General features: G+C 72.5%; 8 protein-coding genes. 2 read left to right on the forward strand and 6 right to left on the reverse strand.

The genetic code is table 11. From position 1 onward, the window contains the following. Nucleotides 1-44: 44 nt before the first annotated feature. The 6 genes from ABGA99_RS06810 to ABGA99_RS06835 form a co-directional block, all read right to left on the reverse strand. Nucleotides 45-2,168, reverse strand: coding sequence for a TPM domain-containing protein (locus ABGA99_RS06810; RefSeq protein WP_347582310.1), 2,124 nt, complete (start codon nt 2,166-2,168; stop codon nt 45-47). Between the two features lie 520 nt (nt 2,169-2,688). After that, entirely contained in the window at nt 2,689-4,197 is a 1,509-nt protein-coding gene (gene dacB / locus ABGA99_RS06815; protein ID WP_347576247.1) for a D-alanyl-D-alanine carboxypeptidase/D-alanyl-D-alanine-endopeptidase, read from the reverse strand. A 166-nt stretch (nt 4,198-4,363) separates the two neighbouring features. Then, complete coding sequence (locus tag ABGA99_RS06820) at nt 4,364-5,149, reverse strand: succinate dehydrogenase/fumarate reductase iron-sulfur subunit (RefSeq protein WP_326798309.1); 786 nt, start codon at nt 5,147-5,149, stop codon at nt 4,364-4,366. After that, nucleotides 5,146-7,140: a fumarate reductase/succinate dehydrogenase flavoprotein subunit gene (locus ABGA99_RS06825; RefSeq protein ID WP_347576246.1), complete on the reverse strand. Its 1,995-nt coding sequence runs from the start codon at nt 7,138-7,140 to the stop codon at nt 5,146-5,148. Before ABGA99_RS06825 ends, ABGA99_RS06820 begins: the two co-directional genes overlap by 4 nt. Nucleotides 7,141-7,181: 41 nt before the next feature. Continuing rightward, nucleotides 7,182-8,015 carry a hypothetical protein gene (locus tag ABGA99_RS06830; RefSeq protein WP_347576245.1) on the reverse strand — a complete coding sequence of 278 codons (834 nt, stop codon included), beginning with the start codon at nt 8,013-8,015 and terminating at the stop codon, nt 7,182-7,184. 116 nt (nt 8,016-8,131) lie between these two features. Then, nucleotides 8,132-8,422, reverse strand: a complete 291-nt coding sequence (locus ABGA99_RS06835; protein ID WP_047017871.1) for a hypothetical protein — start codon at nt 8,420-8,422, stop codon at nt 8,132-8,134. A gap of 355 nt (nt 8,423-8,777) precedes the next feature. Between ABGA99_RS06835 and ABGA99_RS06840 the strand changes: the two genes are divergently transcribed. Beyond that, nucleotides 8,778-11,018, forward strand: coding sequence for an ABC transporter family substrate-binding protein (locus tag ABGA99_RS06840; protein WP_347582311.1), 2,241 nt, complete (start codon nt 8,778-8,780; stop codon nt 11,016-11,018). A gap of 379 nt (nt 11,019-11,397) precedes the next feature. Next, on the forward strand, nt 11,398-13,284 hold the full coding sequence (typA, locus tag ABGA99_RS06845; RefSeq protein WP_347576243.1) for a translational GTPase TypA: 1,887 nt from the start codon (nt 11,398-11,400) through the stop codon (nt 13,282-13,284). Nucleotides 13,285-13,340 lie beyond the last annotated feature (56 nt).

Below are 13,340 nucleotides of genomic sequence, written 5' to 3' on the forward strand. Positions count from 1 at the left end.
ACGCGCGGGCGTGCGCCGTCGCGTACCTCGTACTCCGGGAAGCTCTAGAAGCGGCCTCCACCACCCATCCGCCCCCGCGTGCCCCCGCCGCCGAAGCTGCCGGGGCCGCGGCCCAGGCCGCCCCCGAAACCGCCGCCCCGGCGTCCCTCGAAGCCCTCGCCGCCGAGCATGCCGCCGAGGATGATCCCGGCGAGCATCCCCGTGCCCATGCCGCCCGGTCCGCCGCCGCCGTAGCCGCTGCCGTACCGGCCGCCGAAGGGGCCGCCGCCGTACGAGCCGTCGAAGCCCCCGACGTCCTGCTCCGCCAGCCGGAGCGCCTCGCGGCCGAGTTCGTCGGCGCGCTGTGCGTGCCGCAGGGCGCCGGCCGCGTCGGTCTCCGCGTGCTCCACGGCCTGCCGGAGGTGGCGCTCGCCCTCGCCCAGGCGGGTACGGGCCGCGGGGCCGATGCCGCCGCGGCGGGTGGTGACGAAGTCCCGGGCGGCGGCCACCGAACCGCGCGCGCCGAGCAGCGCCCGGTCCAGCAGCCGGCGTGCCCGCCGCTCGGCCCCGTCCCGCTCCCGGGCGCCGGCGAGCGACGCCTCCAGCGCCGCGTCCGCCTCCGTCACGCGGCGCAGCGCGGCCGGCGGGTCGTACCTGCCCCCCGCCGCCTCCTGTCCCACCTCCGCCAGCACCTTCTGCGCCCGCGCGACCCGGCCCCGCAGCTCGGCGCCCGACTCGTCCGCGGCGGTCTCCCGTGCCACGCCCTGCGCGTCGGCGAGGTCCTCGCGGATGTCGCGCAGCGCGTCGGTGAGCAGCGCGGCGGCCTCGCGCAGCTCGTGCTCGCGGCGTCCGACGGCCGCGACCAGGGTGCCGGCCTGGTCGAGGGCGCTCTCCGCGGCCCGTACGTGGACGGCGGCGGTGGCCGGGTCGTCGGTGCCGAGGGCGGTGCGGGCATGGGTGAGGTTCTCCCCGGCGAACTGCAGGCGGTCGCGGGCGGCGGCGGGGTTGCCGGCGACGGCGGCGAAGGAGGCGGGGGCGAAGCCGTCGGCCAGCACGGTGAGCGTGCCCTCGGCGGCGCCGATACGGTCCGGGAGCCGCCGCGCGGCGTCTTCGGCGGTGGCGAGGACCTGCGGGGCCCGGGCCGCCATCGCGCGCAGCCGGTCGAAGGCGTCGGCCTCGGCGTCCAGCCGGGCGTTGGCGTCGGTGCAGCGGGCGACGATCTCCTCCAGCATGTCGCGGCGGGCGTCGTCGTTCTCGGGGTACGCGTCGTCGAGTGCCTGCCGGAGGCGGAAGGCGGCGGTCAGCTCGGCCTGGGCGTACCCGACGGCCTCGGCGAAGGGCCGGGTGGCCTCCTCGCCGAACCGGGCGGTGGCGATGCCGAGTTCCTCCCGGCTGGTGTACAGCGCGTCGTCGGTCTCGACGAGGAGTCCCTTGGCGCCGGCGTCGAGGTCGGGGGTGCTGGTGCCGTCGTGGGGCCAGTGGGGCGGCCCTCGGCGCTTGGCCCTCCGCCGCCGGGAGAAGAACAGGGCGGCGGCCAGCGCGACGGCGAGCGCGGCGCCGACGGGCACCACGAAGTCGGTGGGGCTGACGTCACCCGCGGCGGACTCGCCGCGTGGTCTGCCGCCGGGGTCGGTGGGCCCGGGGGTGACGTCGGCGGGGGGCACCTGCCGGTCGTCGAGCACGGCCGCGTACCCGTCCGCCGCGCCGACGGCGGCGCCCGCCCAGTCGTTCTGGCGCAGGGCGGGCTCGATGGCGCGGGAGCCGACGGCGTCGACGTCGCCCCGGGAGATCCCGGAGCCGGCGCGGGCGGAGACGGCGAACCGGCGGTCGCCGGTGGCGACGGCGAGGAGGACGTCGCGCTGCCCGAGCCCGTTCTTGCCGGCGGTGGCGTCGGCCCAGTCCCGGGGGGAGAAGTCGGAGAAGTCACGTACGTAGGCGACGAAGAGCCGAACCCGGTGCTCCCGGTCGAGCCGTTCGAGCGCCCGGACGACGTCGGCCCGCCGGTCGCGGAGGGCGTCGACGCGATCGGTGATCCGCCCGTCCCGGTCGAGGGGGAGGGGGTCGGTGAGGGGGGCGGAGGGGGCGGGCACGGCGGACGCGACGGGCAGGGCGGGGGTCGGGACGGCGACGGGCAGCAGCGCGAGGACCCCGGCAGCGAAGAGCCGGGCACCGAGCCGCCGAGTCCACATGCGTACGCCTCCGCACCACCACGCGCCGCCGTCCCGGCGCGCCCTGTACGGGAGGTTATGTGCCTTTAAGGCGAATCGCACCCGGACTCGACGCGAGTGTCTCTCCCCGGCGTCTCCCCATCCGGGCCCTTCGTCGGCGTGCTGCAATCCCGAGTTCCCTGTGCCCGGGTGGAGCAGGTTAACTGTCAAGAACTGCCTGCGGGGCATACGGGGGAAAAGCTGCGAATCCACTTCACGAGCCAGGACCTGGAGCGCATCCGGATCGCCGATCGGCCGGACCCGCTCGGGGAAATCACCTGCAGCGCCTGCCGTCTGCAGTCCCGGGAGGGACCGCAGTTCTTCGACCTGTGGCGGCGCGGGGTCCGCGGTCGACTGAGGCGCGGGGGCGCACTGCTGTCCGTCGAGTTCCGCGTGTGTGCGACAGGCATCCAGTGCAGCCACGCCTGGGTGTACGGAACGGCCTGAACGCCGCCGCCGGGTGGACCGCGGGGCCCCGCAGGGCCCCGCGGTCAGGCCGGTCTCAGCAGCCCTTCGGCTTCTGCCACGCGCACTCCACGTCCGCACGGCGTTCGGCGTTCCGGTTCGTCTGCGACCGCGGCTCCGCCGCCTGGCCACCTTCGCCGTGGCCCGCCAGCGTCGTGACCACCGCGTCCTCGATGTCCTTCACCGAGCCCGCCAGGTAGTTGTTCAGCACCACGCTGAACACCAGCTCCCTGCCGTCCGCATCCGTCACGTACCCCGACAGCGCCGACGCCCCGGTCAGCGAGCCCGTCTTCGCGCGGGCGTTGCCCTCCGCCGGGGTGTCGCACATGCGCGTGCGCAGCGTGCCGCCCACGAAGCGGTCGGCGTCGCAGGCCACCGGCAGCGACTCGTACCAGGCGTCGAACCACGGTTCGTCCTGGACCGCGGTCAGCAGCTTGACGAACTCCCGGCTCGGGATCGTGTTGCCCCGCGACAGCCCCGAGCCGTCGACCTGGCGGAGCGTGGACGTGTCGACGCCCACCGACGACAGATACGACGAGACGCCCCGCAGGCCCGCGCTCCACGTGCCGGCGTCCGCCGTCTCCACGCCGATCGTCTTCGTCAGGATCTCCGCGTGGCCGTTGTTGGAGAGCTTCATGAAGGGGACCATCAGGTCCTTCAGCGGCATCGAGCCGTGGCTGGCGACCGTACGCGCCCCCTCCGGCGTCGCCCGGCCGAGCTGCGTCCTGCCCTTGACCTCCACCCCGTGCCGCTTCAGCGCGTCCCGGAAGACCGCCGCCGCGTAGCCCGTCGGCTCCCACACCGAGATCCACTCCTTGGTGGCGTTCGCCTTCACCGGGATGTTCCCGCTGACGACGATGGTGTTCGTGCCGTGCTCCCGCGAGATGCCCAGCGTGTCGCGCTCGCCCTCCGCGACCGTCAGGCCCCGGTTGTCGATCTTCACGTAGTCGTTGGCCGGCGTCACCTTCACCGTCGGCCGGTCGCCCGCCCGCTTGCCGGGGTACGCCTCCACCACCACCGTGCCGGAGTCGTAGTCCGTGTCGGGGGCCACCGTCAGCGCGGAGATCTGCATCGCGTAGTAGTCCGACTCGTAGTCGGCGGACCAGCCGTTGCCGACCCGCACGGAGTCGAAGCGGGTGTCGTCCGCGACGAGCCGGCCGACCTCGTCCACCCCCGCCGCCGCGACCTTCGCGGCCAGCGCGTCGTAGTCGGCGGCCAGCATCGTCGGGTCGCCGCTGCCGCGCAGGTACAGATCGCCGCCCGCCGTGAGGGCGTCGGTGGACCAGGTGTAGTCGGGGCCCAGCAGTTCCATCGCCGCGGCCGACGTGGGCAGCTTGGTGTTGGAGGCGGGCGTGAGCCGGGTGGCGGCGGACTGCTCGTACAGCGTCTCGCCGCTCGCCGCGTCGGCCACGACGACCGAGGCCAGCGCGCCTTCCAGGCGCTCGTCGGCGAGGACGTTGTCCAGCGCCTGCTTGAGCCCGTCGTCGTCGGGGTCCGCCCCGGCCGGGGCGCCGCCGCCGAGGCCGAGGGCGAGTAGGGCCGCCATGCCGGCGGCGGCCGGCCAAGTCCACGTACGCGCCGCTGATTTCGGGCGTCTGGAGGATCTGCTCATGACAGTCGAGCATTCCGAACCATGACACGGGCAACAAGTACCTTGCCGCCCGTGTCATTGGTCCGACCGGTGGTATCCGGCCGACGGCCGGACGGGACGCTCAGTCTTTGCGGCGGAAGATCTTGCTCCCCAGCCACACCAGCGGGTCGTACTTACGGTCCGCCGCCCGCTCCTTGAGCGGGATCAGCGCATTGTCGGTGATCTTGATGTGCTCGGGACAGACGTCCGTGCAGCACTTGGTGATGTTGCAGTACCCCAGGCCGTGCTCGTCCTGGGCGGTGGTCCTGCGGTCCAGACCCTCGTCCTTCGCCGCGTCCAGCGGGTGCATGTCCAGCTCGGCGACGCGCATGAGGAAACGCGGGCCGGCGAAGGCCGCCTTGTTCTCCTCGTGGTCGCGGACCACGTGGCAGGTGTCCTGGCACAGGAAGCACTCGATGCACTTGCGGAACTCCTGCGAGCGGTCCACGTCCTCCTGCTGCATCCGGTACTCACCCGGCGCCAGCTTCTCCGGCGGGACGAACGCGGGGATCTCGCGGGCCTTCTCGTAGTTGAAGCCCACGTCCGTGACCAGGTCGCGGACCACGGGGAAGGCGCGCAGCGGGGTGACCGTGATGGTCTCCTCGCGGTCGAACACCGACATCCGGGTCATGCACAGCAGCCGCGGGCGGCCGTTGATCTCCGCGCTGCACGAGCCGCACTTCCCGGCCTTGCAGTTCCAGCGCACCGCCAGGTCCGGTGCCTGTGTGGCCTGCAGCCGGTGGATGATGTCGAGGACGACCTCGCCCTCGTTCACCTCGACCTCGAAGTCCTCCAGGCCACCGCCCTCGGTGTCGCCGCGCCAGACCTTGAAGCGGGCGATGTAGCCCGTGGTGGGTGCCGTGGTCACTCGGTCAGCTCCTCGTCCGTCAGGTACTTCACCAGCTCTTCCTTCTCGAAGAGGTCGAGCAGGTCGGGCCGGATCGGCGGCATCTCGCGCTTCTCCAGCCGGATCTGGCCCCGCTCCGGGTCCGGCACGTCCGCCGCGGGCAGCGCGCCGCCTGCCGGGTCGGCGAGCCGGCAGACCAGGTTCTGCTTGCGCCAGTCGCGGTCCATCGCCGGGTGGTCGTCGCGGGTGTGGCCGCCGCGGGACTCGGTACGCTCCCGGGCCGCGCGCGCGACGCACTCGCTGACCAGCAGCATGTTCCGCATGTCCAGCGCGAGGTGCCAGCCGGGGTTGAACTGCCGGTGGCCCTCGACGCCGGCGCCCCGGGCCCGTACCCGAAGGTCGCCGAGGCGCGCCAGGGCCTCGCTCATCTCCGCCTCCCGGCGGATGATGCCGACCAGGTCGTTCATGGACTGCTGCAGCTCCTGGTGGAGGGTGTACGGGTTCTCCGGCGGCTTGGCGCCGCCGTCCCCGCCCTCGCCCGCGGAACCCGCGGCCCCGCCGGCGCCGGCCTCCGCGCTGAACGGGCGCAGTGCCTCCGCGGACGCCGCGGCGATCTGCTCCTCGTCGACCTCGGCCGGCCCGGCGTCGGAGCTCGCCGCGTCGCGGGCGTACTCGGCCGCGTACAGCCCCGCGCGGCGCCCGAACACCAGCAGGTCCGAGAGCGAGTTGCCGCCGAGGCGGTTGGAGCCGTGCATGCCGCCGGCGACCTCGCCGGCCGCGAAGAGGCCCGGCACGCCCAGCGCCGCCGCCGTGTCGGGGTCGACGTCCACGCCGCCCATCACGTAGTGGCAGGTGGGGCCGACCTCCATCGGCTCGGCGGTGATGTCGACGTCCGCCAGCTCCTTGAACTGGTGGTGCATCGACGGCAGCCGGCGCTTGATCTCCTCGGCGGGCAGCCGGGTCGACACGTCCAGGAACACCCCGCCGTGCGGGGAGCCGCGGCCCGCCTTGACCTCGGAGTTGATGGCGCGGGCCACCTCGTCCCGGGGCAGCAGCTCGGGCGGGCGCCGGTTGTTGTCCGGGTCCTCGTACCAGCGGTCGCCCTCGTCCTCGCTCTGGGCGTACTTCTCCTTGAAGACGTCCGGGATGTAGTCGAACATGAAGCGCTTGCCCTCGCTGTTGCGCAGGACACCGCCGTCGCCGCGGACCGACTCGGTGACGAGGATGCCCTTGACCGAGGGCGGCCAGACCATCCCGGTGGGATGGAACTGGACGAACTCCATGTTGATCAGCGACGCCCCGGCGAGCAGCGCGAGCGCGTGCCCGTCGCCGGTGTACTCCCAGGAGTTGGACGTCACCTTGAACGACTTGCCGATGCCGCCGGTCGCCAGCACCACCGACGGTGCCTCGATCACGAAGAACCGGCCCGACTCGCGCTCGTAGCAGAACACGCCGGAGACCCGGCCGTCGGGCGCCTTGAGGATGCGCGTGACCGTGTACTCCTGGAAGACCTTGATCCGGGACTCGTAGTCCCCGCCGGCCTTGAAGTCCTCCTGCTGGAGGGAGACGACCTTCTGCTGCAGCGTACGGATCAGTTCGAGCCCCGTGCGGTCGCCGACGTGGGCGAGGCGCGGGTACTCGTGGCCGCCGAAGTTGCGCTGGGAGATCTTGCCGTCCTTGGTGCGGTCGAAGAGCGCACCCCAGGTCTCCAGCTCCCAGACGCGGTCCGGCGCCTCCTTGGCGTGCAGCTCCGCCATCCGCCAGCTGTTGAGGAACTTGCCGCCGCGCATCGTGTCGCGGAAGTGCACCTGCCAGTTGTCGCCCGCGTTGACGTTGCCCATGCTGGCGGCGATGCCGCCCTCGGCCATCACGGTGTGGGCCTTGCCGAAGAGCGACTTGCAGATCACGGCCGTGCGCAGGCCCTGCTCGCGGGCCTCGATCGCCGCCCGCAGCCCGGCGCCCCCGGCACCGACCACGACGACGTCCCACTGCTGCCGTTCGACTTGCGTCATTTTCTGTGCTTCGCCTTTCCCATCGTTCGGCTCGCTGCGCCTCAGAACAGCACCGGGTCGTCGAATGCGCCCGAGGCCACCAGGTATACGTACAGGTCGGCGAGCCCCACGCTGATGAGGGACGCCCAGGCAAGCAGCGCATGGCGCTCGTTGAGCTTGCCCACCAGGCCCCAGGCGCGGTAGCGCAGCGGGTGCTTGGAGAAGTGCCTGAGCCGGCCGCCGACGATGTGCCGGCACGAGTGGCAGGAGAGGGTGTAGAGCCAGATGAGCACGACGTTGATCCAGAGCACGATGGTGCCCAGACCCATGTGGCCCCACTCGTACTCGCTGTTGCGGAAGCCGAGGATCGCATCCCACGTGAGGATCGCGGCGACCGCGATCGCGGCGTAGAAGAAGTAGCGGTGCAGGTTCTGCACGATCAGCGGGAAGCGGGTCTCGCCGGTGTACGTCTTGTGCGGCTCGGCGACCGCGCAGGCCGGGGGCGAGCCCCAGAAGCTGCGGTAGTACGACTTGCGGTAGTAATAGCAGGTGAACCGGAAGCCCAGCGGGAAGATCAGGATGATCGCCGCCGGGGACATGAACCACCAGTCGCCGAAGAGCGCGAAGTTGGGGCCGCCCTTCATGTCCACGCAGTCGGAGCCCAGACAGGGCGAGTAGAACGGTGAGACGTAGGGCGCCGCGTAGTAGTCGGCGTTGCTGAGGGCGCGCCACGTCGAGTAGACGATGAACGCCATGAGCCCGGCGACGGTGACGGTGGGCTGCACCCACCAGCGGTCGGTGCGCAGATGGCGCGCCGCGATCGCGGCACGGCCCGGCGCGCGGACACCGCCCGGCTGATCGGGGGTCGGTGGGCGTTCGGTTGTTCCGGTGGCCAAGGTTGTCTCCGGCAGGAGGGGATGAGTGGGGTCGGGGATGGACGGGGATGCGTCGCGGACCGGGGTCTGACGGGACCCCGGCGCGGACGCGGGGCGGGGGTGGTCCGGCTGCCCCGCTAGGGGGCGTGCCGGCCGCCGGCGCCGAGTCCCTCGTCGTCGGCGTCCCGCCACAGGGTGTGGTCGTACGGCTGGTCGGGAATGGGGACCAGGGTCGGTCCCTCCTTCTCCGGGCCCTGGGCGGAGACCTCGCGCAGCAGGGCGAGGGACTCCCGCAGGTGATCGGCGTCGGTCCGTACGCGGCGCAGCTCCAGCGCGCCGGTGCCCATGCGCTGCTCCAGGCGGCTCACGGTGCGTACGAGATCGTCGACGCAGCGCTGCGCTGCGGTCAGTTCTTCGTTCAGGGTCATGAGATGCCCTCACGTCTTCGGTCGGGCGGTGCTGACGGTGCCCCGCACGCGTCTTCGCGCACGGCGAAGACGCGCTCAGGGCGCTGTGGGGGGAAGTGTCGCGCGTCTCGCGCTCGCTTGGGAAGGGATCTGCAGATTTCCCCCTGCGGGGGTGACGGACGGGGCTGGATCCTGCCGATCCCTGCGGAAAACACACGGGCCGATGTCCCTACGGCTGGGCCGGACGGGTGGCGTTGCACGGCGCGTCCGCCGTGTCGCCGCGGGGCGCGGGGCGGGCTCGTTTTAGGTGGCGGGACACGAGAAGTGTGATGAGCGGCAAATGACGCCAAAAGTGTGCATCACGGAGGTATCGCGCATGTCCCTTCACAGCCGCAGGCGCTACACCGCCGTGCTGATCGCGGCGGGCGTCACGCTGCCCCTGGCGGGCTGCGACACCTCCCCCGGCAGCGCGGCCGGCTCCGCGCACGACGTGACCGCCGTCTCCCGCGAGCAGCTCCGGCCCGGCGGCACGGTCCGCTGGGCCGTGGACCGGGCGCCGGAGACGTTCAACGTCTTCCAGGCCGACGCGGGCGAGGCGACCGACCGCGTGGCGGGCGCGGTGCTGCCGCGGCTGTTCACCCTCGACGCGCAGGGCAGGCCGACCGCCGACCCGGACTACCTGGAGAGCGCGGACGTCGAGGACCGCAGCCCGAAGCAGCGCGTGGTCTACCGGCTGAACCCCAGGGCGGTGTGGAGCGACGGGCGGCCGATCGGGGCGGAGGACTTCGAGGCGCAGTGGCTGGCACTGAACGGCGAGGACAGCGCGTACTGGACGGCGCGCAACGCCGGTTACGACCGGATCGAGTCGGTCGAGGCGGGCGAAGAGCCGGGTGAGGTACAGGTCGTCTTCGAGGAGCCGTACGCGGACTGGCAGGCGCTGTTCTCGCCGCTGTACCCGATGAGCGTGACGAAGACGCCGGAGGCGTTCAACGACGGGTCGAGGACGGAACTGCCGGAGATCGCGGGCCCGTTCATGATCAAGGGCGACGACCGCGGCGGTGGCGGGAAGAAGGACAGGAAGAGCAAGCGGTACAAGGACGGCAAGAAGGCGGACAAGCACGAGAAGGACGGCCGGAAGGGCGGCAAGAAGAAGGACGGCAAGAAGAAGGGGAAGCGGGACCGGAGCGACGCGAGCGAGCCGACGTCCGTGACGCTCGTGCGCAACCCCCGCTGGTGGGGCGACCGGGCGCTGCTCGACCGGCTGGTCTTCGAGGAACTGCCGCGCGGCACCGGGCGAGAGAAGGCGCTGGACGCCGGCCGGCTGGACATCGCCGAGGTGGAACGGGACGAGGCCCTGGAGGCCGCCCGCGCCGAGAGGGCCGCGGCGGCCACGGTGGAGGTCGAAAGGCACGACCCGTCGCAGGACGGCAAGCCCGCGGACCTGGTGAGCCTGCCGAAGGCCGGCCCGCGCCCGTACACGGTGCACCGGGCGCTGGAGCCCGCGTACACGCAGCTCGCGCTCAACGGCAGCTCGGGCCCGCTGGCCGACGAGCGGGTACGCCGCGCCGTCGCCCGCGCCGTGGACCGCGGCACCCTCGCGCGCAGCGTCCTCGGCCCGCACGGTCTGCCGGCGAAGCCGCTCGGCAGCCACCTGCTGATGCCGGGCCAGCCCGGCTACAGCGACCAGAGCGCCGCGCTCGGCCCGCAGGACGTGATCGCGGCGCAGAAGCTGCTGGCGGAGGCGGGCTGGAAGGGCGGCCCGCGGTCGGAGGAGGCGGAGGCGAAGGGCCCCCGCGACAGGGACGGCGGGGACGGCCGGGCCGACCGCGACCGGGCGGAGGGCGCGAACTCCGGCGACGACAAGCCGGGGGCGGTGCTGCCGACGTACGACGTGCCGCTGTCGGTGACGCAGCCGGCGCAGGCGCAGAACGTCGCGCTCGGCCGGCAGGCGGAACTGTGGGCGGCGGCGGCGAAGCACGGCACGTCCTCGAAGGCGTACAAGGAGGCCGTGAAGGCGGCCCGGCTGGCGCGCAGGGCGCTGGCGGAGCGGGAGACGAGCGTGGCGCAGCCGCCGCGGCAGCGGCCGTTCGTCAAGAACGGCAAGCCGCTGACGCTCCGCTTCGTGGTGCCGCAGGGGCCGGGGACGGAGCAGCTGCGGTCGGTGGCCTCGCGGGTGGTGAAGATGATGGACAACATCGGCGTACGGACCGAGGTGGTGGAGGCCGGGGAGCAGGGCTACTTCAAGGACTACATCGCGGCCGGCGAGTACGACATCGCGCTCTACTCCTGGCCGGGCACCGCCTACCCGGCGACCGACGCCCGCCCGATCTACGCCAAGCCCGTGCCGTCCCCCGACGGCTCCCTGGTCGTCGAGCAGAACTACACCCGGGTCGGCACCGACGAGATCGACCAGCTCTTCGACCAGGCGGTCTCCGAACTGGACGACGAGGTGGCCCAGGAACTCCTCACCCGCGCCGACGCCCGCATCTGGGCGGCCGCCGGCTCGATCCCCCTCTACCAGCGCCCCCAACTGGTCGCCACCACCCGCAACCTCGCCAACGCCGGCGCCTTCGGCTTCGCCACCCCCCGCTACCAGGACATCGGCTACCGCAACTGACAAACGCCCTCCGCCGCCGCGGCGACCCGACGCCGGGGATCCGGGGGCGGGGCGTACACCGGCGGGCCGTACGCGGGGCTGATCGACCCGTCCGCGTGGCCCTCCCCGGCGGAGGCCCGGGAATCCCGGCACCGCTGGAGCTGCGCCCCACGGGCCGGGCCGGGAGCGATGCGACGCGCCGCTCGCCCGGGTGTGGGCCGGGGTCCGGACGGGGACCTGGGCCAGGTCGGGGCGGGGGCCGCCCGTGTGGGGCGGGGGGCCGGATGGGGCGCTCTACCGTACCGGCACGCGTGGGCGTGGGGGAGGGGGCCCGTACGATAGGACGGCCGAGGTCGAATCGCCCGGCTGACCCCCTCTAGTTCGGGAGCACCGCCCAGTCATGCCGACGCGCCAGGACATTCGCAACGTCGCCATCGTCGCCCACGTCGACCACGGCAAGACCACCCTGGTCGACGCCATGCTCAAGCAGGCCGGCGCCTTCGCCGAGCACCAGCTCCAGTCCGTCGACGACCGGGTCATGGACACCGGGGATCTGGAGCGCGAGAAGGGCATCACCATTCTCGCCAAGAACACCGCGGTGAAGTACCACCCCAAGAGCGGCGACCCGGTGGTGATCAACATCATCGACACCCCCGGCCACGCCGACTTCGGCGGCGAGGTCGAGCGCGGGCTGTCCATGGTCGACGCGGTCGTGCTGCTGGTCGACGCCTCGGAGGGGCCGCTGCCGCAGACCCGGTTCGTGCTGCGCAAGGCGCTGCAGGCGCGGCTGCCGGTGATCCTGTGCATCAACAAGACCGACCGGCCCGACTCGCGGATCTCCGAGGTCGTGGACGACACCTACGACCTCTTCCTCGACCTCGACGCCGACGAGGAGCAGATCGAGTTCCCGATCGTCTACGCCTGCGCCCGCGACGGCGTCGCCTCGCTGACCCAGCCCGAGGACGGCACGGTGCCGGCGGACAGCGACAGCCTGGAGCCGTTCTTCTCCACCGTGCTGGACTACGTCCCCGCCCCGTCGTACGAGGAGGGCGCGCCGCTCCAGGCACACGTGACCAACCTCGACGCCGACAACTTCCTCGGCCGCATCGCGCTGCTGCGCGTGGAGCAGGGCGAGCTGAAGAAGGGGCAGACCGTCGCGTGGATCAAGCGCGACGGCACCGTGCAGAACGTGCGGATCACCGAGCTGATGATGACCGACGCGCTCACCCGCCGCCCCGCGCAGGTCGCCGGGCCCGGGGACATCTGCGCGGTCGCCGGCATCACCGACATCATGATCGGCGAGACCCTCGCCGACCCGGAGAACCCGGTCGCGCTGCCGCTGATCACCGTCGACGAGCCGGCGATCTCCATGACGATCGGCACGAACAACTCGCCGCTGGTCGGCAAAGGGATCGGCGGCGGGAAGAGCAAGGGCCACAAGGTCACCGCCCGGCTGGTCAAGGACCGCCTCGACCGCGAGCTCGTCGGCAACGTGTCGCTGCGCGTGCTGACCACCGAGCGCCCCGACGCCTGGGAGGTGCAGGGCCGCGGTGAGCTGGCGCTGGCGATCCTGGTGGAGACGATGCGCCGGGAGGGCTTCGAGCTGACCGTCGGCAAGCCCGAGGTGGTCACCAAGGAGATCGACGGCAAGCTCCACGAGCCCGTCGAGCGCATGACGATCGACGCGCCCGAGGAGCACCTCGGCGCGATCACGCAGCTCCTCGCCGCCCGCAAGGGCCGGATGGAGACGATGACGAACCACGGGTCCGGCTGGGTCCGCATGGAGTTCGTCGTGCCCTCGCGCGGGCTCATCGGCTTCCGTACGGAGTTCCTGACGCAGACCCGCGGCACGGGCATCGCGCACTCGATCTTCGAGGGGCACGAGCCGTGGTTCGGCGAGCTGCGGACGCGCAGCAGCGGCTCGCTGGTCGCGGACCGGACGGGCGCGGTGACGGCGTTCGCGATGACGAACCTCCAGGAGCGCGGGACGCTCTTCGTCGAGCCGGGCACCGAGGTGTACGAGGGCATGATCGTCGGGGAGAACTCCCGCTCCGACGACATGGACGTCAACATCACCAAGGAGAAGAAGCTCAGCAACGTACGGTCGTCCACGGCCGACATCGCCGAGTCGATCGTCCCGCCGCGGAAGCTGTCGCTGGAGCAGTCGCTGGAGTTCTGCCGCGACGGCGAGTGCGTGGAGGTCACGCCGGACACGGTGCGGATCCGCAAGGTGGTGCTCGACGGGCGCGAGCGCGCGCGGGCGGCCTCGCGGGCCAAGCACGCGTAACGCCCCGCAGGCGGAGAAGGTACGGGCAGGGCGCAGGCACGGGACGTAAGCGCAGG

The organism is Streptomyces sp. B5E4 (genome assembly GCF_039871555.1).
In the GTDB taxonomy this organism is placed as follows: Bacteria; Actinomycetota; Actinomycetes; order Streptomycetales; family Streptomycetaceae; genus Streptomyces.

Bases quoted from the DNA above. Each gene is read 5' to 3' on its own strand.
- typA (WP_347576243.1), top strand. From the start codon at position 11,398: ATGCCGACGCGCCAGGACATTCGCAACGTCGCCATCGTCGCCCACGTC.
- ABGA99_RS06840 (WP_347582311.1), top strand. From the start codon at position 8,778: ATGTCCCTTCACAGCCGCAGGCGCTACACCGCCGTGCTGATCGCGGCG.
- dacB (WP_347576247.1), bottom strand. From the start codon at position 4,197: ATGGCGGCCCTACTCGCCCTCGGCCTCGGCGGCGGCGCCCCGGCCGGG.
- ABGA99_RS06825 (WP_347576246.1), bottom strand. From the start codon at position 7,140: ATGACGCAAGTCGAACGGCAGCAGTGGGACGTCGTCGTGGTCGGTGCC.
- ABGA99_RS06835 (WP_047017871.1), bottom strand. From the start codon at position 8,422: ATGACCCTGAACGAAGAACTGACCGCAGCGCAGCGCTGCGTCGACGAT.
- ABGA99_RS06810 (WP_347582310.1), bottom strand. From the start codon at position 2,168: ATGTGGACTCGGCGGCTCGGTGCCCGGCTCTTCGCTGCCGGGGTCCTC.